Annotated in this window: 12 protein-coding genes; 4 read left to right on the top strand and 8 right to left on the bottom strand. The window is 43.9% G+C overall.

Annotation, left to right across the window (positions count from 1 at the left end):
- Window positions 1-57: 57 nt before the first annotated feature.
- From V202x_RS24945 to V202x_RS24915, 7 genes are all read right to left on the bottom strand, one after another.
- A complete protein-coding gene (locus V202x_RS24945) occupies window positions 58-969 on the bottom strand; it encodes a DUF58 domain-containing protein (protein WP_197993086.1) in 912 nt (303 codons plus the stop codon).
- Complete coding sequence (locus V202x_RS24940) at window positions 935-2,011, bottom strand: AAA family ATPase (protein WP_145179509.1); 1,077 nt, start codon at window positions 2,009-2,011, stop codon at window positions 935-937. Before V202x_RS24940 ends, V202x_RS24945 begins: the two co-directional genes overlap by 35 nt.
- 349 nt (window positions 2,012-2,360) lie before the next feature.
- Window positions 2,361-5,276, bottom strand: coding sequence for a phosphoribosylformylglycinamidine synthase subunit PurL (gene purL / locus V202x_RS24935; RefSeq protein ID WP_145179508.1), 2,916 nt, complete (start codon window positions 5,274-5,276; stop codon window positions 2,361-2,363).
- 114 nt (window positions 5,277-5,390) lie between these two features.
- The gene (locus V202x_RS24930; protein WP_145179507.1) at window positions 5,391-6,266 is read right to left on the bottom strand and encodes a prephenate dehydrogenase; all 876 of its coding nucleotides are present in this window, start codon (window positions 6,264-6,266) and stop codon (window positions 5,391-5,393) included.
- Window positions 6,267-6,385: 119 nt separating this feature from the next.
- Window positions 6,386-7,660: a PQQ-binding-like beta-propeller repeat protein gene (locus V202x_RS24925; protein WP_145179506.1), complete on the bottom strand. Its 1,275-nt coding sequence runs from the start codon at window positions 7,658-7,660 to the stop codon at window positions 6,386-6,388.
- Between the two features lie 185 nt (window positions 7,661-7,845).
- Window positions 7,846-9,114: a DUF1501 domain-containing protein gene (locus tag V202x_RS24920; RefSeq protein WP_145179505.1), complete on the bottom strand. Its 1,269-nt coding sequence runs from the start codon at window positions 9,112-9,114 to the stop codon at window positions 7,846-7,848.
- Between the two features lie 3 nt (window positions 9,115-9,117).
- A complete protein-coding gene (locus V202x_RS24915; protein WP_145179504.1) occupies window positions 9,118-10,758 on the bottom strand; it encodes a DUF1549 domain-containing protein in 1,641 nt (546 codons plus the stop codon).
- A gap of 310 nt (window positions 10,759-11,068) precedes the next feature.
- Between V202x_RS24915 and V202x_RS24910 the strand changes: the two genes are divergently transcribed.
- Both V202x_RS24910 and V202x_RS24905 read left to right on the top strand, forming a co-directional pair.
- The gene (locus tag V202x_RS24910; protein WP_145179503.1) at window positions 11,069-12,349 is read left to right on the top strand and encodes a DUF4013 domain-containing protein; all 1,281 of its coding nucleotides are present in this window, start codon (window positions 11,069-11,071) and stop codon (window positions 12,347-12,349) included.
- Between the two features lie 394 nt (window positions 12,350-12,743).
- Window positions 12,744-14,855 carry an elongation factor G gene (locus tag V202x_RS24905; RefSeq protein ID WP_145179502.1) on the top strand — a complete coding sequence of 704 codons (2,112 nt, stop codon included), beginning with the start codon at window positions 12,744-12,746 and terminating at the stop codon, window positions 14,853-14,855.
- A 92-nt stretch (window positions 14,856-14,947) separates the two neighbouring features.
- Here V202x_RS24905 and V202x_RS24900 read toward each other — a convergent pair whose 3' ends face one another.
- Window positions 14,948-18,967 carry a hypothetical protein gene (locus V202x_RS24900; protein ID WP_145179501.1) on the bottom strand — a complete coding sequence of 1,340 codons (4,020 nt, stop codon included), beginning with the start codon at window positions 18,965-18,967 and terminating at the stop codon, window positions 14,948-14,950.
- A gap of 577 nt (window positions 18,968-19,544) precedes the next feature.
- Here V202x_RS24900 and V202x_RS24895 point away from each other — a divergent pair.
- Both V202x_RS24895 and V202x_RS24890 read left to right on the top strand, forming a co-directional pair.
- Window positions 19,545-21,023 carry a MotA/TolQ/ExbB proton channel family protein gene (locus tag V202x_RS24895; RefSeq protein WP_145179500.1) on the top strand — a complete coding sequence of 493 codons (1,479 nt, stop codon included), beginning with the start codon at window positions 19,545-19,547 and terminating at the stop codon, window positions 21,021-21,023.
- 69 nt (window positions 21,024-21,092) lie between these two features.
- Window positions 21,093-23,312: a hypothetical protein gene (locus V202x_RS24890; RefSeq protein ID WP_145179499.1), complete on the top strand. Its 2,220-nt coding sequence runs from the start codon at window positions 21,093-21,095 to the stop codon at window positions 23,310-23,312.

The raw sequence follows: 23,312 nt of genomic DNA, 5'->3' as shown, positions 1-23,312 counted from the left end.
GATGCGTTATCAGTTACTTGAGTTAAAGCTTGTTAAGGTCTGAAGTTGAGGGAGTGCTTATTGTCTAATGGATTGTTGCATACCAATTCGATGGTTGAGATAATGTGCTAAAGCTGCGTCTAAATATTCACTGGTTCGTATTGTTTGATAGTCAAATTTATTTTTGGCACAACGCCTTCTGATTTCATTTAAAAAATCATGCATTGCGTCGAGGTATCCTTCTCTTAAAGAACGAGGATCACATACAAGTTCGCCGGTCTCTTCCATCCCTTCAAAGCGAGTTGTGCCTGCATAACTGAAATCGAGTTCCTCGTCATCCAGAATATGCAAGAGCATCACATCGTGTCCCCGATATTGTAATAGTCTTAAGCCTTTAAACAGGCTTTCCCGGTTCACAAACAGGTCAGAAATGAGAACGATGGTTCCTTTTTTCGACCGAGTTTCGGCGACCTCTTTTAATACGTCGAAAATGTCAGTTTTTTGAGCAGGTTTTTCTGTAGCCAATGCAGTGAGCAGGGAATTTAAGTGGTTTCGCTTACTTAATGCCTGGACTTTGGAACGAATGGCATCATCAAATGTAATCAAACCAACGGCATCCTGTTGCTTCAACAGGAGATATGCCAGAGCGGCGGCTGCCGTACAGCCATATTCATATTTGTTGAGAGGTCCTGTACCAAACCGCATCGATTCACTGACATCAACTAATAATGTTGTTCTTAAATTAGTATCCTCTTCATACTGTTTGATGTAGTATTTATCTGTTTTTGACCAGACCTTCCAGTCAATATTCCGTGCATCATCTCCAGGTGCGTACTCACGGTGTTGAGCAAATTCCACCGATTGACCAAAAAAAGGACTACGGTGCAATCCAGACAGGAATCCCTCGACAATTGAACGCGCCCGAATTTCCAATCGAGAAATTCGGGAAATTGCTTCAGGCAGCAAATATTTTCTGTAATCTTGGGTCACTCGTCAGTTCGCCTTCCTTAGACGGAGTCTCGTCAATCAGTCTCTCAATTACACGATCTGAAGAAATTCCTTCCGACTCGGCTGAGAAGTTCGTTACGATTCGATGTCGTAATACAGGTGCCGCTAAAGCGCTGATATCTTCAGTAGAGACGTGCGTATGACCATTCAGTAATGCTCTTGTTTTTCCGCCTAATAACAGATTTTGTACAGCGCGGGGCCCGGCACCCCAGCTGAGCCATTCGTTGATGAAATCGGGAGTACCTGGCTCATTCACTCTGGTTTGCCTGACTAGCGCCAGAGCATAATCAATCACGTGGTCTGAAACAGGAACTTGACGGACGATTTTTTGGATCTCCAGAACATCTACTGCATTTAATACATGCTCAATTTTTTCATTTGTCGCAGAAGTTGTTTGTCTGGCTATTTGGCGTTCTTCTTCAAATGTGGGATATCGTACATAGACTTTAAACATAAAGCGGTCTTGTTGAGCTTCCGGCAACGAATAGGTACCTTCCTGTTCGATGGGATTTTGCGTAGCTAATACAAAAAACGGATCACTGAGTACGTGCCGCGTCTGGCCGACACTGACTTGGTGCTCCTGCATGGCCTCCAGTAAGGCAGCCTGTGTCTTCGGAGGTGTGCGGTTAATTTCGTCTGCCAGAATAACATTATGAAATAAGGGGCCTGGGATGAATCGAAACTCCCGTTCGCCTGTTTCTCGATTTTCCTGTAAGACGTCTGTTCCTGTGATATCTGCGGGCATCAAGTCCGGGGTGAATTGGATGCGGCTAAACGACATCGACAGACTTTGTGCCAAAGTACTGACCATCAGTGTTTTAGCCAGGCCGGGGACACCTTCAAGCAAACAATGACCTCGACTAAAAAGGGCAATCAGGAGTTGTTCTACGACCTGATCCTGTCCAACGATAACTTTCGACATCTGCCCATGAATCTGTTGATAGGCAGAACTAAGCTTATCGATCGATTCCTGAGTAATCTCAAATTCATGAGAGTCATTTGTATGATGATTCGTTTCCGACATCCGTTTTAACACCTTTCTACAAAGGTAAACACTGCAGGGCGCAGATAGTTCCGTTAACTCTATCGTAATGCCTGAGATAGGACTTTGCGACCATAAATCAATAAATTACAGGGGTTTCCTTCCAATCGAAGAAGGGCTGTAAATGGGAGGAATTACTTCAAAACACGATGCAAGTTACCAGCGCTAAAATTTTAGTGTGTTTCACTCATTTTACTCGCATACGGCAGGTGGGAAAGCCTTATTTTAGCCTATCTTGGAGAGATCATTGAGAAGATCGTGTTTTCAACGTTTAAAGCAAATCATATCTGTATCGAAAATACAGGTTGTACACAAAGTTTTTTTGAATTCATCAGTCCCAGTCCAGTGGGTTTTTCCAAGCTGCTTTTAGCTCATCTAAGCCGACATCAATGGCCGTTTTTCCTGATTTCCCTCTGACAGTGAACTGACTGTTACTGACAACTTCACCAATTTCAACCAGAGGTAAATCATTAAAGCAAGGTTGTAGTGCTTCAATTTTGTCTGACTCAACTTCAATCAGAAACCGCGTATTACTTTCTGAGAAAAGTAAGCTGGCAGTCGAAAGCTCCAGTGCTTCAGGAAGTCGAGCAACATCCAGCTTCATTCCATATCCACCTGCAAACGACATTTCAGCCGCTGCGACTGCCAGGCCTCCTTCACTTAAATCATGGCAACTTCTTATTAGTTGCTTTTGCATCGCTGCATGTAGCGCCCTGAATACTTCCGGGGCTTGTTCTTTGTCGACCTGCGGAACTTCACCCCCTTCCAAATGATTCACGAGAGCAAAGTGACTCCCTCCCAGTTCGTCCTGAGTTGAACCAACGAGGAAAATACGATTGCCTGGGGCTTTGAGATCCATCGTGACTGCTTTGCTTACATCGTCAATTTGTCCGATGGCACTAATCAAGAGCGAAGGTGGGATCGCAACCGTCTCTTTCTCACCTTGTTCGTTTTCATATGAAAACTCGTTATACAGGCTGTCTTTTCCGCTGATAAAGGGGGAGCCATATGCGATAGAGAATTCCTGACAGGCAAGCGCAGCAGCTACCAGGCTTCCCAGAGTTTCTGGACGGTCCGTATTTCCCCAGCAGAAATTATCGAGAATAGCGATCTTTTCTGGATCTGCTCCTACAGCCACACAATTTCTTATCGCTTCATCAATTGCTGATGCCGCCATCCAGTGTGTGTTGAAATCTCCATAACGTGGATTCATTCCACAAGAAATTACTAGACCACGCACAGAGGAAAGATCGGGACGGACAACAGCTGCATCTGAGGGGCCATCATTCTGGATCCCCACCAATGGTTTAATCACACTACCAGCTTGGACTTCCTGATCGTATTGGCGAATGATCCATTCTTTGCTGCAGACATTCAGCGAGCCTAAAATCAATTTTAGATCTTTGCTGTAGTTCTCTTTTTCGGAAGGAGTTAATGGAACAAACGCAGGTGTTTTATAGACTGCATCACGAATTACAGGGGGACGTCCATCATGCAAAAAGGACATTTCCAGATCACCAACGACTTGATCCTGGTATTTCAGCACAAGTCGATGTGTATCTGTGAATTTTCCGATGATTGATGCTTCAACCCCTTCGCTCGAACAGACTTGTTCAAACTCTTCCCAGTTTTCAGGAGGGACAGCCAGTACCATTCTTTCTTGTGCCTCAGAGATCCAAATTTCCGTATAAGAAAGTCCGGCATACTTCAACGGGCACTGATCCAACCAGACTTCCGCTCCCGTGTCTTCCCCCATTTCGCCGACAGCACTACTAAAACCGCCTGCGCCGCAGTCAGTAATCGCTGAAAATAATGATTTATCTCGTGCTTCCAGGATGACATCCATGGTCATTTTTTCCGTGATCGCATTCCCAATTTGTACGGCGCCTCCGGAGAGTGTTTCACTCTCTGAAGTCAATTCGGCAGAGGAAAAGGTGGCGCCGTGAATGCCATCTCGGCCAGTGCGTCCTCCTACAGCAACGATATAATGCCCCGGTTGTACTTTCTGCTTAGCTGATTTTCCCACCGGTAACATTGCAACGTTACCACAGTAAACGAGCGGATTCCCGAGATAGCGTTCATCAAAGTAAACAGCACCGTTGACTGTGGGAATTCCCATCCGGTTTCCATAATCACGTACACCTGAAACCACCCCTGTAGCGACGGCTTTGGGATGCAAAACACCAGCGGGAAGATCTTCATAAGAAATCTCAGGTGGAGCGAAACAGAAAACATCGGTGTTACAAACTGGTTTTCCTCCCAATCCTGTTCCCAGTGGATCGCGAATTACTCCACCTAACCCGGTATTGGCACCACCGTAGGGTTCCAGGGCTGAGGGGTGATTGTGAGTTTCGACTTTAAAACAGACATCTTGTTTATCATCAAATGTGATCACACCGGCATTGTCGGCAAAGACACTCACACACCAGTCTTGATCCCCCAGAGTTTTTCGGATTTTTGTTGTGGCGTCAAAGATGGTCTCTTTAAGCATATTTTCAAAATGAATGTCTCGTTCACCATCGCGAAAATGAATACGGCCAGCCAAGGTTTTATGCGAACAGTGTTCACTCCAAGTTTGAGCGAGACTTTCCAGCTCAATGTCAGTGGGATCTTTTACCTGATCGACATAGTAGTTTTTAATGGTTTGCATCTCAGTCAAATTTAAGTAAAGCTGTCCTTCACGACTGAGTGTTTCCAGTTGGTTGTCATTCATCGAACGTATCGGGACCGTGACCAGTTCGAAGGTATATTCGCTACCCAGTTTGATACTATCCATTTTCAGAGGGCCACGAACGACATATTCGATGGCATCATTCGAAAGTATCTTTGCAGCCATCCGATCAATTTCTTCAGATGCTGCATCCGAATTGATCCAGTATTTACGACATGTTGCCACGTTTTCAACAGAGAGACCCAGGTCATGAATCGCTTGCCGTGCACTGTTGGCGACATTGTCTGTGACTCCTGGTTTGAAGAGTACACTTAGTAATTGATCGGGATCTGATAAGTCAGTGGAATTGCTCGATAGAATTCGAATTTCAAATGTTTCCACAATTGGATCTGACAGCAGAGACTGGGCAATTTTTTCCAGCCCGTTTTGGTTTAATTCACCTTCCAGAAGATAAGAGTGTGCCGTCTGAATCGAACGAATAGAATTTGTACCAAGGACCTGGCACTCTTTAAGGATTCGAGCTCCCTCACGGTCTATCTGGTTTTTGGCAGGTTTGATTTCGACTTCGCAAAGCATGTTCATTCCAATTATGGTTTGATCAAGTCAGAAAAACAGGCGACTCTTTTTAGGTCCGTTTTTTCTGATCCGTTGAATTGAATCGTGTTTGAGAGAATTGAGTAGATAGTTCCATTACTGAGATGAATTTAATGCATCATGGTTCCTTTTACCATCTTGCAGAAGTAAACGAAGTTCATTTTCATCATTGTTATCGATGGCGTTTCTTAATGATTGCAATGATTGAGTGTATTTATCGATGCTTGACACGATGGACTCTCTATTGTTTAAGAGTATGTCAACCCAGAGTGAAGGATCGCCGGCGGCGATTCTGGTCGTGTCACGAAAACCGGTCGAAGTAAATTTCCGATTTTCAGCTGCAAGTGTACTTGCCAAAGCAGAAGAAACCACGTGAGGTAAATGGCTGGTTTCGGCCAGGATTTGGTCATGTTTTTGTGGAGAAGTCTTGAGTACACTCATCCCAAGCGCTTCCCAGAATTGTATAACCTTGTTAACGGCCTCTTGGGGTAGTGAATCGACGGGGGTTACGACGCAAGAGCGGTTCTGAAACAGTTCAGGATCTGAGAATTCAAAACCCGTCTTTTCAGAACCTGCTAAAGGGTGGGAAGCAACAAACGTCACTCCTTCGGGAAGAGTTCCGTAGAGTTCCTCACAGATATGTTGTTTCGTGCTTCCGACATCAGTGATAATCGTTCCGGGCCGGCTGTTTCGTGCGACAGTTCGAATAAAATGAGCAATATGGTTTACGGGCGTACAAACAATCACTAAATCTGATTGTGCTGAGGTTTCGGCGATGTTGGTCGTGCCACGATCTAAGAGCCCAGAGTGTTGAGCAGCGCGCATCCGAGAGGGATTTCGCCCTGCTCCCAAGATGGTCTCTGCTAATTTTCTCTTGCGTGCGGCTGCGGCAATAGAGCCTCCAAGGAGACCAACTCCGACGATGCCGATTGTTTTAAAGAGAGATGAATTTCTTATGATTGGTTCAGTCATGCCTCGTATTGTAGAAGCCCTGAATTGGGATTTCCAGCAGCTTGATATCAGTATCGATGGCCTGATCGAAAAGTCTTACAATGTTGTAAGTGGTTTAATCGAAATCTCTTGTGTTGCTTTTAATTCCTATTTGCAATCCGATAGAGATAGTCATTGGTTCGCAGGTAAATACTACCATCACTGATGGCAGGTGAGGCGTTGAACAGGTTTTCATCAGTCTCGATTTCGTTGCGAGCCAGTTCTTGATATTCAGGTACTGCTTTCAAAACAACAACTCCGTTATCACGGGTAGTGATATAAAGTTTCTCATCGGCCAGGACAATGGACGCGTAGAGTCGTCCTTTAGTGGGAAGGCGATTTTTGTAAACAACTTCTCCGTTTTCGGCATTCAAACAAAAGGCAATTCCACGGTCACTGGCCCAGTAGAGATGACCACTGTAATAAACGGGCGAAGTTACGTTAGCACCGACATTTACTTCCCAGAGCTTGTGTGTTTTTGTGACATCACCACGCCCGCCGGGACGAAGGGCAATGCTGCGATTACTACGACCTCCCAAACAGTAGAGAATTCCCTCGTTTTGAATCACAACTGGTACGACATAGTCTTGGATTCCTTCACAAGTCCACAGCTTTTCACCGGTATCAGGATCAAATCCTAGAATCTGATATTTCTGATTGACAACCAATTCCTGTTTTCCATTTGGCAAATCCACAATCGTGGGAGTGGTCCAAGCCTTCACAATATTTTCTGCTTTCCAGGCAACATCACCCGTTTTTTTATGTAAAGCATAAACTGTGTCACTTTCTATGCTGGCATTCACAATGACAAAGTCTTTGTAGAGAATCGGTGAAGAGGCAGAGCCAAAGCCAGCTGTCCCATCACCGACATCGGCTCTCCATTTGAGTTTGCCTTTTAAGTCGTAAGCAACAACGCCCGATGTTCCAAAAAACGCATAGACTCCGGTTTCATCGCAGGCAGGCGTACCACTGGCATAGCCATGGTCGACGATTCGTTTTGTGATTTTCTGAACCTGATTCAAGGGAGGAACCGATTCATCCCACATGATTTCGCCGTTCTCACGGTTGACAGCAATCACGTGTAATCGCAATTCATTCGGGTTACTTTCATCGTCAACTTTCAAGCCATACCCCGAGTAAGCAGTGAGGAAGACTTGATTGCCGAATAACACGGGGCTGGAAGATCCATGGCCGGGAAGCTTTGTTTTCCAAATGATATTTTTGTCAGCACTCCACTCAGTGGGTAGACCAGTTGAAGTAGAAATGCCATTTCCGGATGGCCCACGAAACTGTGACCAGTCTGCTGCTTGAGACTCAGAAATACTTCCGATTGAAGAGATGAATAACAGAATCACTAAAGAGCAAACGCGGTTCATGTTCAAATTCCATTGAAAAGTCGAAGGAAGGAGATTTCATGCTAAGTAATGAAACAACGATCTCGCAGGCTGGTTTCGTTATTTCATCAAATTAGAGGGAATTACTCTCTCAGGCAAGTCTTTTTCGAGTTTTGGTGGAATTTCTATCTAGTGAACAGAGTTTTTTGAAGATTAATTTAACAAATTTAAATCAGTTTTTTGATAGGATTTCCATCGCTGAGTGCCAGTGGACGACCAATGGGTGAGATTAACTCTTTGGTATAGTCGATATTCAATTTTTGGAGAATAGTGGCGTACAAATCCTGAATTTGAACTGGTTCTGCTGGTTTCTTTTCTTTGCCTGTAGGGTCCGTTTCTCCAATGATCACATTACCTTTGATGCCTCCACCTCCCACGATACAGGAAAACCCGGTAGGCCAATGGTCTCGACCGTCCAACGGATTGATTTTGGGAGTTCTGCCGAACTCGCCAATACACAAAACAATAGTAGAATCCAAAAGGTCTCTGGCTTTGAGATCTTTTAACAAACTTGAAAATCCAGGGTCAAGCATCGCGGCCTGAGTTTGGTGTCCCGTGTAATTATTCGCGTGGCTGTCCCAGCCACGAAGGTTGACCTCAATAGAATGGACTCCTTGTTCAACGAGCCTACGTGCCACCAAACAACCTCGTCCAAAGGGAGAATCTCCGTAGGCTTTACGAACAGACTCCGGCTCTTTGTCAATTTCTAATGCGTTGAGTTGTTCAGAACTCATCATTGTCAAAGCACGATCGATCGTTGATTGGTGCAATGTTTTTTGCGTTTGGATTGTTCTCCCCTTTTGGAATGCCTGGGAGACAATATTTAAATTTTCCAGTCGTCGATTTTGTCTTGGCGGTTCAACACGGGCGCGCATGTTACCAATGTTTTTTCCAGGATCACGAACACGGAATGCATCCAGATGTCCTCCGAGATAGCCGCCGCGTGCTGGGAATTCAGTGTTACCTAAAGAAATATGTTGAGGTATTTCAAGATCTGGGTTAGGGGCTTGATGTGTGATAACCGCACCGAGTGCAGGGTAGACTGTTGTTGGTTCAGGGCGGTAACCCGTTTTGAAGTATTTTGTTCCGCGCTCGTGATCGCCTTCTTTTGAGACCATGGAGCGAATGACTGACATGGATTCGATCTGTTCGGCGAGCAGCGGATACATATCGGAAATTTGTAGTCCGGGCATTGTCGTTTTAATTGCTTTTCCTGGACCGCCAATTTTTGTGCCGGGATGAGGATCCCAGGTCTCTAACTGGCTAGGGCCGCCTCCCATCCAAAGGATGATGACCGATTTCCGCCGTTCTGGGCCGCGTTTTTCAGCTGCTTTGAAATCGAAACCGGGTAGTGCAAATGAGAGCGTGCTACCAACAGCAATTTTACATAAGTCGCGGCGATTCATTTTGCCTGATAGAGAGATGGGATCAAACATGGCTCAATGGTTCCAGGAAAATTCAGGTGAATTATATAAAGACCAAAAGAGGTCTTCCGTCACTTTAACACGTTCGTTTTGATTCTGAGTGGCCTGATACTGTTTTAAAAAGTAGTCTTTTTCAGAAGAGGTGGGGGGACGGGTCAGACAGACTAAAAAACAGGTCTCAATTCGTTTTTCGTCTGAAAAATCTAATCCCGCTATGCGTCCTACGGAGTTCAGTGGGGAAGCAGTGCCGTTATCCTGGGCAAATTCACCATTCATTCTAAGTAATGCCTGAGGAATCGTTCCCGGGAAATCATTTAATTCATCACTGCCCAAGTCACCATATTCATTGATAAAGTTGATTTCAGAGAAAAACCGGCGACCTCGCATAAATAAATTGGAGTTCTGATCAATCGTCTTTAACGACGAAGCCTGAAGCATCGAACCGATAATTTGTTCGGGACGTAATCGGACTAGCGGAAACAGAGCCCAGGAATCATTCAATCGTTCTACCTCTTCTTCAGATACAGGACTTTTTGATTGAGAAGACAGCCGAAATGGTTTTGAAGCAACAATGATTTGAATCATCCGTTTGATATCATAACCGTTTTCACGAAAATCCTTCCCCAGAATATCGAGTACATCAGGAGGAAATTCCGAAAGGTCTGTCGGAGCTGGAAGGTCATCAACGGGGTTAATATATGGGACTCCAAATAAGAGTCCCCAAATACGATTCGCTGAAGCGCGTTCAAACCTTCGGTTTTGAGGGTGTGTTACCCAGGCCGCCAGTTTTTCGCGAAGCGTTCCCTCTTGAGGCAGACATTCATCAAGAAATGGAACTTGAGGAGAAACAACACGTTTTTCCAATGTTTCTCGATCTTCTACTTCATATTTTAAATCTTCGTTCTGTCTGACTCCAAATAGTTGAACTTCGACTTGCCCATAAAAGGCGGTGAGCCCTTCAAAGTCGGATTGTTTCCAGTGGTCAAAGGGATGGTCATGGCATTGCGCACAATCAATACGCTGTCCCAGAAAGGCGCGTACTGTGTTTCCGGTTAACTTATTACGATCAAGATTTCCGTCAGCAGAGGCGGCAGTAATATAGTTTGTCTCGGGATCACCGGTCCAAAGACCCTCTCCTGAAATCAGAGTTTTTGCCAGTTCATCATACGGTGTATTCGCTTCAATCTGCTCGCTCAACCAGGCTTTGAATCGATCACGGCGGAATATGATAAACTGACCTTGGTCTACACCTACAAAAGCACGGGCCAGTCGTTCAGAAAAGTAATCGGCGAATCGTCGGTCTGCTAATAGTTTTTGAGTCCAGCGTTCTAATCGATCGTTTCCCTCCATTTGTTCAAACTCGCGGATTTCTTCCAACGAGGGAACAGTTCCATGCAAGGCAAGGGAAAGTCTTCTTATTTGGTTAAGGTCATCTGTGGATTTTGATGCAGAGATGTTGCTTTCTGACCATTGATCTTCAAAAAACTGATCAACCTGTTTCACAGTATTTTGGAAGGGGTTTCCCTCTATGGTCACGGGAGCTTTGGGAGAGTTCTTGATAGGGCTACTTGACGCCCACGTCACCAGAGTAATAACCAGAGCTACAACACAGAGCGGCAGGCAAACAGCTTTCCACTTGAGAATGTTCTGCTTCATGAAATGATCTCTGAATAAATGTGAATGACAAGGCAGCGGTTGAGAGATTCAATCACGCTTTCATGTAATCATACCAGATCGGTAATTCGAAAGTTTCAGCCAATTATTGAAACTTAGGACTTTTTTCTGAGTACCATTAAGAGAGCTGCTGAGAATATTGCTGTGTTAATTCTCGATACTGCGATAAATATCTGTTATATGTTGGACTTACCTATACACAGGTGATACTTTGAAAAACCATGCCGATTCTGGGAAAACCTTAAATTTAAAATCAGCGTCCCGAATTTCTAAGAATCAGACGGAGCATCTTGTGAACGAAAATTCCGCGCAAGATAACGATTATGAGGATTCACAAACGGGCAAGTTGGTAACTGCGTTTGAAGTAGAGGATTTTATTTCAGAAGAGGTTGAAGTTGAGGCTGAGTCGATTGAGGTTGACCAGTTTTATCCTGATGAAGTTGTAGGAAATATTCCCCCTTTTCCCCATCTATTTCGTCATCCAATTAAAGCTGCCTTCTGGATGATGCGAATGACTTTTGGAATTTTTTGTCTGGTTATTTTTCTAGCGCTGATTGCGGCTGTTCCCTTAGTCAACTTTATCGCTTTAGGGTATCTGTTGGATGTTGAAGGACGCGTCGCGCGCACGGGCAAGATACGTCTGGCATTTCCTCTATTAGACATCGCCCCTCGTATGGGAACCATTGTCATTGGTGTGACACTATGGTTAATACCTTTGTTATTACTTGCAGGAGCCGCTGCAGATGCCAGATTGATTGAACCGGGTGGGCCTTCTGACCAGACATTACACGCTCTCACATTACTGGCATCCATTTTAATTTCGATTCATCTCTGTCTTGCATTAGCAAGAGGAGGAACTTTTTCCTGTTTTATTCGTCCTCTCAAAAATGCGATTTGGTTAATTAAACAGATTCGTGCTGGTGGTTACTTCGACAGGGCAGCGCTTAATGTCAGTTCATTTGTTGCCTCTCTCAAACTGGGGGAGAATTTTTCTTTGGGCTTACGAGGTTTCCTGGGAGCGTTCATATGGTTGGTCATTCCTTCGTTGATGTTAGCAGCTACCAGTTCTCCTGAGAGTAATAAAGGGATTTCCGTCTTGATCACCTTGTTAGGAGGAGCGAGTCTTGTGATTGTACTTGGCTGGTTGCCTTTGCTGCAGGCTCATTTTGCAGCAGAGAATCGGTTCTCTGCAATGTTTGAATTGCGAGCGATCAGAAGCAAATTTAAACGCACGCCGATAGCATGGATGTTGGCGATCATTGTGGTTTTTGTATTGTCTTTACCGTTGTATCTGTTTAAAGTGGCTGCATTACCCCGTGATGCTGTTTGGGGAATTACTTTGATTTTTGTGGCGACCATTTATCCCACAAAACTTCTCTTAGGCTGGGTGTATTTTCGTGCTTCTTCCCGGACAAAAAATGCCTGGTTTGGCTGGCGTTGGTTGAGTCGCACCATCGTACTACCGCTTTTGGCAGTCTATGTATTTATTGTGTTCTTTACACAGTTTATTGGAGTTCATGGAAGTGGAGTTCTACTTGAGCACCATTTATTTTTATTACCAGTTCCATTCTAAATTTGCTTGATCTTGTATTTAAGCCGCGTTATCAGCTTGTCTTGCGAAAATCCACTTTCTATTTGCAGGCTTCTTTCTTCTGCCTATTTTAAGGCATGTAGGGTTATTTCTGATTGCAAGTCTATTTTTCAGAAAATCCTTTCGCCTTTTAGAAACCCAAAAGTTATCCTTTTGTTAGAGGAACAATAGGATAAAGTATAAGTGTATGTAGCACACAAATGAGAATTTATCGCAAGACTGGTCCAGTTTTCTCAAGGAAAACTGGTTTAAGGATATGTCAGGGAAAAGTTCTTTTCCCCGGCACACGTTCGCATCATTTCCTGGCTAAGCGTGTTGCCTTTAACGGAACAGAGACAATACGCCCCGCCATTTTTTTAAAAAGGCAGGACGAGCGATGAACGAATACAAGGTTGATGACGTAAGGAATGTGGCATTGGTCGGCCACGGGGCTGTTGGCAAAACAACTGTAGCCGACCTTTTGCTTTTTCAATCTGGCGCCTCTACACGATTAGGTTCTGTAGATGATGGTACCAGTCAGTTGGACACCGATGAGGAAGAGATCGACCATCGGATTTCCATCGCTTCGACGCTAATTCATTTCGACTATGGTGGTCACCATATTAATCTCATAGATACACCAGGTTACCCTGATTTTATTGGGCAAGTTTCTGGTGCTCTGCGTGCTGTCGAGACGGCTATCATTTTACTGAACGCTGGCCATGGAGTCGAAATCAATGCTTTGCGAGTTTCCAAAATGTCACAGGAAGCTGGTATCGCCCGTATGATTGTCCTCAATAAATGTGATGCAGATAATATAGATTATGATTCTTTATTATCTTCTATTCGAGAAACATTTGGCTCTCATTGCATACCAATTAACCTGCCGGTTGGATTGGGAGCCGATTTTAGTGCCGTATATGATCTTGTGAAAAACTCTAATGCGCCAGGAGACGGCGTGTTAGGAGATCCAGAGGAAACGCGTCAGGCTTTGATTGAAGCCATCGTAGAATCTAATGAAACGCTACTGGAACGATTTTTTGATGGTGATGAGCTCAATGCTCAAGAATTGTCAGAGAATATACCGAAAGCAATGGCTGCAGGAACTTTGATTCCCGTATTATTCATGAGCGCCAAAACCGGTGTTGGCGTTACTGAATTTATGGATGCAATGTCGAACTACACATTATGTCCACAAGATATTCAACGAATGGAAGAGACGAAAGATGGTCGTTCAGTGATGCTCGATCCCTCTCCTGATCAACCGTTTGTCGCTCAGGTTGTTAAAACACGCATTGACCCCTTCATTTCAAGAATGAACTATTTAAGAGTCTTTTCCGGTAAGCTGAGTAAAGATTCCTCTGTCGTTAATGTTCGTACCGGGAAACCAGTCAGATTAAATCAATTACTTGATGTGCAGGGAGGAAAACAGGAACCCGTTGAAGAAGTTTCCGTGGGAGATATCTTCGCTGTGGCTAAAGTCGATGATTTAAAACTGGGGGATACGATTACCGCAGATGCGAACGGTGATGGGTTATCATTGCCTGAGATCAAATTTCCTCATCCCGTTGTAGGTTTAGCAGTAGAGCCGAAGAGTCAGAATGATCAGCAGAAAATCTCCGGGGCACTGCACAAAATTGAAGAAGAAGATCAGACGTTTCATGTCGTCCATGATGAAGAAACACATGAAATGGTTATGCAGGGAATGAGTGAGTTGCACCTGAAAATCGTACAAGAACGCCTCTTACATCGCGACAAGGTAGAAGTGGTTACGCATCAGCCTAAAGTTCCCTACCGAGAGACGATTATGGGAACTGTCGAGGGTAGCTATCGACACAAAAAACAATCCGGAGGGGCAGGGCAATTTGCTGAGGTTCACCTCAAAGTTTCTCCGATGCCGCCCGATGTTAATCCGGAAGAATACTTTACAAAAGCGAATTTTGATCATCTCCGATCATACCATTATGATCCTGACCTCAATTTTGCTTTTGTTGACCGGATTTCAGGAGGATCCATTCCGAATCAGTTCATTCCCGCTGTTGAAAAAGGAGTGCGGGAGCGGATGAAACAAGGCGTGATTGCAAGTTGTCAAGCGCAAGATTTAATTTGTGAAGTCTTCTTCGGCAAGGACCATCCTGTAGACAGTAACGAAACAGCTTTCAAAATTGCAGGGAGTAAGTGCTTTGCCGAGTTATTTGAAAAAGCACGGCCTGCTTTACTGGAACCAATTGTTCGAATCGAAATACTCATCCCCGAAGAAAATGTGGGAGATATCAGTAGCGATCTTTCCAGTCGACGAGGACGAATGGAAGGCATGCAGGTTTCTCCAGGTGGTTACGAAATTATTCAGGCGCGCGTCCCGCTAGCTGAGGTGATGACTTACGCCCGCACTCTTTCCAGTATGACCGGGGGACGGGGCACTTATGATATTGAATTAAGTCATTACGAAATGATTCCACCTAATGAACAGGGAAAAATCGTCGATTTGCTCAACAAACCAAAGGAGTAGGATGGCTTAAGTCCAAAACAGTTTTCTTCCCGCCACAGTGATAGCTTCACTGTGGCGGGGATCGCCGCTCATCGCTTGCAAGAGTCTTGTGTTTACTCTTTATTCTTTTTCTTTCGATTGCGAGCCAGTGGTTGATTCCATAATTTCAGTTGTTTTTTGATATCATCGAGAGACATTGGAACTGGCGACAGTTTAATTTCTGTTTCGATGTCATACTGCTCACTGGTAACTTTTTCGTCTAATCGATCAATTTCATCTTCCAGATTTCTCATCCAGTCAGGCACATCAATTCCTGAACCAATTGTAGATGCCAGGTAACGCTCGATTTCCTCTCGGAGAATCGAAAAAGCAGCAGAGTCTTCGTTTCCATTGCGGGCATCATTCATGGCACGGGGTACAAGTGCCATCATTCGATTTACCGCCAATGGTTTAACAAATCTCTCATTCAGGTGATCTGAAATCAGTGGGAGATTAATTTTGTATTCCGATTCTGTTTGTTTCAGTTTTTTCAGATGTTTTTTTGCAATCTCTTCAGAGTTTGCTTCAAAGACGGCTTCCCAAATTAATGCAGATTCGTTGCGGTCTTCTTGGGCGAGAACTTTATGGGCGATCAACAATGGGACCATCTTCCAATCATCACGTTCATAAGCGGCTTCGATACGTAAAAAGTCTAACAAACAGTAGAACATTTCGCCGTAGTCTGATTGAGTGGTTGTGCTATTGTATTCTACGAATCGATCGAATTTATCAACAACGGAATCGAAGATGATCTTGAGATTAGACACTGCTTCATCCATGTCAATTTCTCCCTCTTCAAGATCAGTGAGCAGAAGCATAGGCTCGGCAGGTTCATGGTACTCTGCCAAGTAATTCAGGTATTGTTCGATTCCGTTATGTAGAATTGCCCGCAGATTTCCCAATGTGAGATATTGGGCGTGGAACAATTCCGATCCATACTGTTGGATGAACTGTTTCACTTCCATCCAGACAAATTCCTGATTCAACGCTTCGGCACTGGAAAGTCGCATTGTGCGACTATGTTTGAGCCATTGTTCTCGATATTTTTCGACGAGTTTTCCTGCAATATCAATCAATTTTTCATCGTCCAATTGCTCAGAATCCCAAGCATGAGCCGATCGAATAATTGCTGAGAGGGAACTTCTCAACGCCGTTCTAAACAGGCGATCAAATTCACTCACTGCAATCCCTTCCGGACGTGAAGAACGCTCCATTCGGTATACGGTTTTTAATAATTGCCAGGTTTCACGTAGCATTGCCAAACTGGGTAACTGTGATAGTAGAAACCGTAAGATCATTTGCAATGACCGAACTTTCAGAACAACATTTGGTTTTCCACCTTGATCCAGGGGAGTATATAGAAGTGGAGTCTCTGAAATGTTACTCAAAAATGTTGGAAATTCTTTTTGCACCAGTTCGATGTCTCGAGTGAGCACTCCACGATAGATGGGAACCAGTATTTTCTCATTTTCCGTAAGTTCTGGTTCTGAGTCGGACTTTGGAAGTGTAGAGAGTAGCATTAACCTTGCAGAACGACAATTGACCGTTGTTATGATAATGGCATGCATCAAATAAAATTTTGTCTGGAGCTGTAAGTCATATTCAATATTTGAATCATGATCTCCACTCGGCTTAGGAATTTGATAATTCCAAATCGAGTTGAGTAGAACCACTAATTCCTGTTGTAAGTGTTCGGTATGTTGGATCCAGCCTTCGATGGACTGTTTGGTTGAACGGTCAAACAACTGTGATTGTTCTGTAGCTTGAGAGTCATCGACTTGTTCCTTATGCAGAATGATCTCTGATTCACAGAAAAAGGCAGCTGAGATTTGCCAAAGTTGAGAAAGTGTATTCAAAAACTTGAGTCGTGGTTCCAGTTGCCGATTAATAGATTCGATTTCAGAGTTACTGGATGAGTATCCAGAATCCATCATCTCACCTTGGACACCATCGTCGGCACTGTCCCGAAACGTGACATTTTCATATGCGGCATCGAACAGAGAATCTTCCTCATCCGGATCTTCAAGATTATCCTCGAAAGGATCTTCAATTTCTTTTTCAGGAGCAGGTAAGACTGCGTCAAATCGAGGCACCGACCAATAATCGGCAGCATTGGCTTCCAGGTAATCGAACATCTTACGAATGGAAAGACAGTTTGCTGCAATCGTTTTCGGATCAAGGTTGGATGTGAGCTGACGCATCCATTGTAGTAGTACGGAATGAATCGAATAAGGTCCCGATTCAAGTCCGGTCTGATCAACTTGACTGAGCCATTGCATGATTAGCCCGATAGCAGCGACATGATCTCGTTTTTGCAAGAGTGCATCGACCGTTAATGCATATGCTTTTGCAGATTCGAACCGGTCGACGTGCTGTCTCCAGAATGAGATATCTCCTACAGATTCTCCTCCGTTCTTCCACTCAGTCAGAATTTGTGAAACATGTGCCGCTGATTCAAATGAGTCCTGACCATTGACCTGAGGTAAATCTTCAACCGTAGTTGTGGCATAGCGATCCCATTTCTCTGCCAATTTTTGAAAACGATCAGAAATTTGAAGTTTGAGCTTATTGTTTCCTTGTGCAGCCGCTTCACTGAGAGTTGCTGAATAGGCAGAAAAAATTTCTTCCATCAGATCAAGGAGGACTTCGCTACGTTGGTCAGGTATGCTGTCTTCACGGGAAATGAAAAGCGGAAATAAACCTTGAAACCCTAAGATATTCCAAGGGTCAATTAATGCTCCGCATTCGATACCCCTTGTTAAAAAATCCTCTATTTCGGGTATGAGATTCCAGGCTTCTTCCAGTTCATATCGTTCTAAATGAAGGTGAACCAAGGTCACTCTCCATTGGATTTCACACTCGAATCGAACTGAAGTGCACGGAATAACTGCAGATTCACAACGAGCCGCTGTTGCGAAACCCATGCGCGCATAAATCCTTGAAAGCTGGCGATGCTGTACCTGTTGCGCTCCGTAACGCGCTAAATGTAAATTCAGATAATGACGAATGTGTCCAAAGGGTTGTTGTGACTGTTTTGCTTCTTTCAGTAGCCTTTCTGCACGCTGTCCTGATGCAGAAGCCAATAGTCGATTGTAATAGTCATCACGCTGTCGGGCGACTTTGGGAAGTAGTGACGTTAAGCTGGTTTCACTAGAGTGAGTATCTGGCCCTGATCCACTAATCGAAGACGCCATCAGCATGGTACCACTCAAGACAGCGGCGGCATCCTGTAAGCGTTCTTGCAGAGGCAGCTCTTTGTTTTCGTCGATCCAGGCTAACAATGAGTCAAGAATTAATTTACGGATAATAAACCGACGATAGTAACCCTGGTTGTCTATGGTGTGGGGATCCCATTCCCCAAACATATAGTTGGTTCGTTTGTTAACGGGATGCAGGTGATCGTGTGCACGTAAATCAATAGCGATTTCATCCATTTTATCCAGTCCAAAATGCGCCTGGTGCAACAGATCGTTCGGGGTGGATTGTAATGTCTTAAGGGTGAATTCAATTAATCGCTGATATGGTCCACAGGCAACACCGCTTTCACGAAAGTAGAGAGGAATAGGGCGAAATTTCTCATGCGGGTAAACCTGCATTTTTTGGTTATTCTCAAGAATAGCTACAGGTCGAAAACCGACAAAATCATTTAGTTTATCAATCGCCCCTTGAACGACATGTGTGTCTGATTCCCAGGGAGTTTGCTGTTCGAGGATCGCTTCAAACAGAACCGCCAAAAAATAAGGCTGTAAAAAATCTTGTTCTGTGACATGAAATAACAAATCGCGATGATGCTGTTTGTATTTAGGAAGGCATTCCTTGAAAGCGATTCGAAGCACATTTTCCGCCTGCTTGATTTCCTGGAAAGCCGGAGTTGTACCTTTGAGTGCATTTAGTTCAGAGGACAAAAGCGAGTAAAGTATTTCTGAAGAAGGAAGTCTATCTAATTCGGAAAAGAGTTGATTCCAGTTAAAGCGAAATTTGGGATCAGGTTTTCCATTTGAAAAATTCAGATATCCCAAAATCTCCCGTGTGATTAATTTATCAACGGTGGGTAATGAATTTTGTCCCGAGCTATGATTTCGCGATGTAGTCATATTAGCAAACGTGAATGTTTGAATCAGTAAAAAATAAATTGAACAAAGACAACTACCAATCAGCAGTAAAACAGCCTGTTTCCTTCGTGAACAGTCCAAAAGGACTGAATCCCAGAAGCAATTTTTCTTTTTAGTAGTTTGGAGTCAAAACGGCATCCAGTTTGTGAATTCTAACTTCAATTGTCAAAGCAGTTTATCGAAAAATATTCATCAAATATCTTATCATCGGTTTTGCCTATATAAGATAGTGTTCATGTGGATGGACTTGATTACTTTTTCCTTCTCAACTTGAGACAGAACTTTTCTTCAACTTGGATGTCACAATATGTCGATTATAACGAATATGCGTATTACTCAAGTGACAGGTAATTGAGTGATTTTCCATAAATGGAATCAAAATCGACTCTGATTACCAAGCTCTGATAAGAGTTCATTGTCACCAGTTTTTAGGTATTACCACAAGTTTATCAGCTTTCGCAAGAAGGTGATGGACCTCAAACGGTACGACCCCTATGGGGTTAAACCCAAACACTAAGCTCGATAGAGCACCAGCGCCTTTTAGGATGTGAGCATACAGATGGAACATGCAGAATTGCTGACGAAAAGTGAAAAAGAAGATCACTTGTTGAATTGGTCAAAAGCAGTCCTGAAATCTCCCCTTTTTTGGGGGACAGCTGCCACCTTTGGATTTTACGCGCTGATTCCACATCTTCCTTTATATCAGGCGCTCGTAGAACGGTATTTTTGTAGTCATCCGCTTGAATACGCAACGACAGCTCTCTTCTTTATTGGTATGGCAATTATCGGTGTGAAGGGCATCGGTATGCATGGCCAGAATAAATCATTAACAGAAACAAACATTGACTGGGAAACAATAGGTGAAGTTGAAGACATTAACGAGCGAATTGATGTTTTTGAGGAGCAGGTTCAAATTCTTCCCGGTTGGATTGGAGAGACTTATCTTGGCAAAAGACTACAGGATGTAGTTTCCTATGTGAAAGCACGAAGGTCTGTTCAGGATCTTGATGAGCATCTCAAGTATTTGGCAGAACTGGCATCTGAGCAGATGCATGCCAGCTATTCTCTCATTCGAACAATTACCTGGGCAGTTCCCATTATCGGATTCCTGGGGACGGTAATTGGTATCACGATTGCCATTGCTAATGTCACACCCGATCAACTGGATACCTCTCTATCAGAAGTGACTGGTGGATTGGCGGTTGCCTTTGATACGACGGCATTGGCATTAGGTTTATCTTTGGTTTTGGTCTTTTCGACTTTTGTTGTAGAACGTATGGAACAAAAACAACTTGAGAAAATTGAGTTGTTTGGGATTCAAAATATTGCGACTTGTATGAGTGTTTCAGAAAAGTCTGTTAGTCCGTTAGAGCTAGCAGAAGCAGAGGCAGCCCAGCAATTGGTTCAGAGTACAGAAGAAATGATACAGCGCCAAACAGAGCTTTGGCAGCAAAACCTGGAGTCATTGCGGAGTCGTTGGAACGAGGTGATGGAGCGGCAACAAGTCAATTTTGATCAATCGATGCAGCAAGGAATGTCAAATACTCTAGATACTCACTCTTCACAATTGGAATCATTGCGTAACGAGTTCCTGAGTGCCTATCAATCAACGACCGAACAAATTGAGCTCATGATGACTCGCTGGCAAGAAACACAGAAAGAATCGAACAATCAGTTTTCAAAGCATCTGGCCCAGATTTGGAACGAAGTTCATCAGGATGTGATATCGGCACAAACACGACAGACATCACAAATCGAGGAAGCCACTAAAGAAATAGCTGGTGAAGTTAGACAGTGGAATCATCAGTTGAAAGAAACATCTGAAGTTTCTTCTTTACAGATTGAAGCGCTTAATTCACAGAGTGAAAATCTTCTAAAAATAGTTGGTCAGGAAGAGCATCTGGTTGGTTTACAGAAAAGATTGAATGAAAATCTAGATGCTATTCGTGCTGCAGAGACTTTTGAAGAAACTTTGCATAGTTTAAGTGCGGCAGTACATCTACTCACAGCTCGATCGAATCGAAATAATGCTGCTTGATAATGAAAACGGATGTTGAGATTCTTATTTATTTCATACTGAACGAAGTCTATTTCCCCGGTTTAATTCATGAGTAAGCATGGTCGCGAAACACGTTCGGTATCGCTATTTCCGTTTTTAGCGGTTCTTATTTGTGCGATGGGGGCTTTGATTTTTCTGTTGGTCGTCACCACGCGCCGGATCCGTCACCAGGCTCTGCAGCAGGTACAAAGCGTCTCCGTGGAAGAGGTGGTCGATGAAGACTTTTATCCTCCTGTGTTATTTGCTGCAGAAGTTCTTGAACCGGAACTACCTGCGCCGAAAATAATAAGACCGGAAGAGCCTGTTGTTATCACAGAGCCAGAACCTCAAGTGATTAATCTAGCGTTAGAGCAGGAAGCAAAGTTAAGAGCTCTCAGTTTAGAGAGAGCAAAAAAGTTGGCGGATCTGAAATCACAGAATCAAAAATTGATCCGATTGAAAAATGAATTGACTCAATCCGAAAAATTATTGATTGAGAGTAAACAACAACTTCAAGTCTTAAGTCAAAAAGATCAAGAACTCAATGATAAAATGACACAAATCACGCAGCAAAAGCTCCGTGTTGCTGAACTGCTTCAAGAAGAATTACACTTACTTAAAGAGAAAAAACAGTCACAAAAGACCGCGCGCAGTAAATATTCTGTGATTCCTTATGATGGTCAGACCGGGACTGCGAAACGGCCTATTTTGATTGAATGTACTGATAAGGGACTGACGTTTATTCCGGAAGGAATTACTTTGACTCCGGATGATTTAAAAGACTTTACACCTGGGTACAATCCTTTGTTGGCTGGTACGCGGGCATTAGTGGAACACTGGCAGAATAATAGTCAACAATCAAATCGGGAACCGTATGTCTTGATTCTGGTCAGACCAAGTGGAAGTGTGGGTTATTATGTTGCGAGAAAGTTATTAAATAATTTGAAACTAGATTCCGGTTATGAGCTAATTGATGCTGACTGGGACTTTGAGCTACCTGAAAAAGATTTAATTGCAGAACAGGTCTGTCAGGATGCCATCGATCGGGTTTTAAGTGAACGTAAACAACTTGTCTCACAGCTGCATCAGCATCAGGAAGGATCAGGTTCTGGTGGCCGCAGACTACAATTTGACGCGCGTACCGGCATGGTACGAGTTATTGAACCTGAAGATGAGCTGGGAACAGGAGCAGGGTCACATCAACAGGCACGAAAACGGGCAAAACATAAGCGTGGTACAGCTGATGGTGAGTCTCGTTTTAGTGACGTATTAACCGCGCGACAACAACTGGCACGTGCAAAATATTTACAACGGCTCGCAAATCAACGACATATTGTAGCTGACGAAGGTGAAGGAACTTCCAATTCTGAACAACGAGGATTGCATTCCAGTAAACACTCTATTTCAACACCGCAACATGCTGACACTTTCAAGCGAATCCCCGGAAGTCGACAAAGAGCAGAAGTTTATGATCTGGCAGATTTAAAAGCACAAAGTGGTCAGCGCCAAGGCGAAAGTAATAGTGTCGGATTGAAGCAGGCAAAAGTAATGGGACGTGACCAACTCAAACAGCAGGCAGAGCAACATTTAGTTGCCCTTGATGGAACACAGACGAGTGGAGTTTCAGATATTCGAAAACAGGAGCAGCGAAGTAGGTCTGCAACGATGTCTGCTTCAGATCGCATGATTGAAAACGCATTTGGAAGGGAAGGAACTCAAAGCCAGAGAACTCAAAATGACGAAAACCAAACCGAAGCTGGATCAAAAATTTCGAAAGTAGAGAAAAGAAACTCTCAATCGCAGGCTCGTTCGTCAGGAGCCCCTCCCGGGAAGTCTGCTTCAGGCGCAGGAAACAGTATGAGTTCATTCGCTTTTAATCGAAGTAAAGGTAGCCCTCATTCAGAAATAGAGTCTGCAAACAAACAACGCTGGCGCCCTCATCAATCTCGATCAGGGATCGGATTCGAAAGAGAGATCTCGGTTCAGGTGGGAGCCGACAGAATTATCGTCGGTGAAAATCAAAGTGTGAAGCTTAATCAGGGAGTGACACAAGAAGAATTACTACAATCAATGATTATGGTGATGGATCAACACGTTAACGCCTGGGGGCCGGCACCAAAAGGTTTTTACTGGGTTCCCACGATTCAGTTTACGGTCAGTCCGGGCGGGAATCAGTTTTATGAGCGATTGAAATCGTCAGCCCAGAAAATGGGTTTACAGACAGCGGCAAAACATACGTTAGATCCTTTGCCAGTCATTTCTTCTCCCCAATCTGAGAAGGGGCAATAA

The sequence above is a fragment of the Gimesia aquarii genome, from assembly GCF_007748175.1.
Lineage (GTDB): Bacteria > Planctomycetota > Planctomycetia > Planctomycetales > Planctomycetaceae > Gimesia > Gimesia aquarii_A.
The sequence above is the reverse complement of the archived record's forward strand: the minus strand, read 5'-3'. Positions and strand labels throughout refer to the sequence as shown.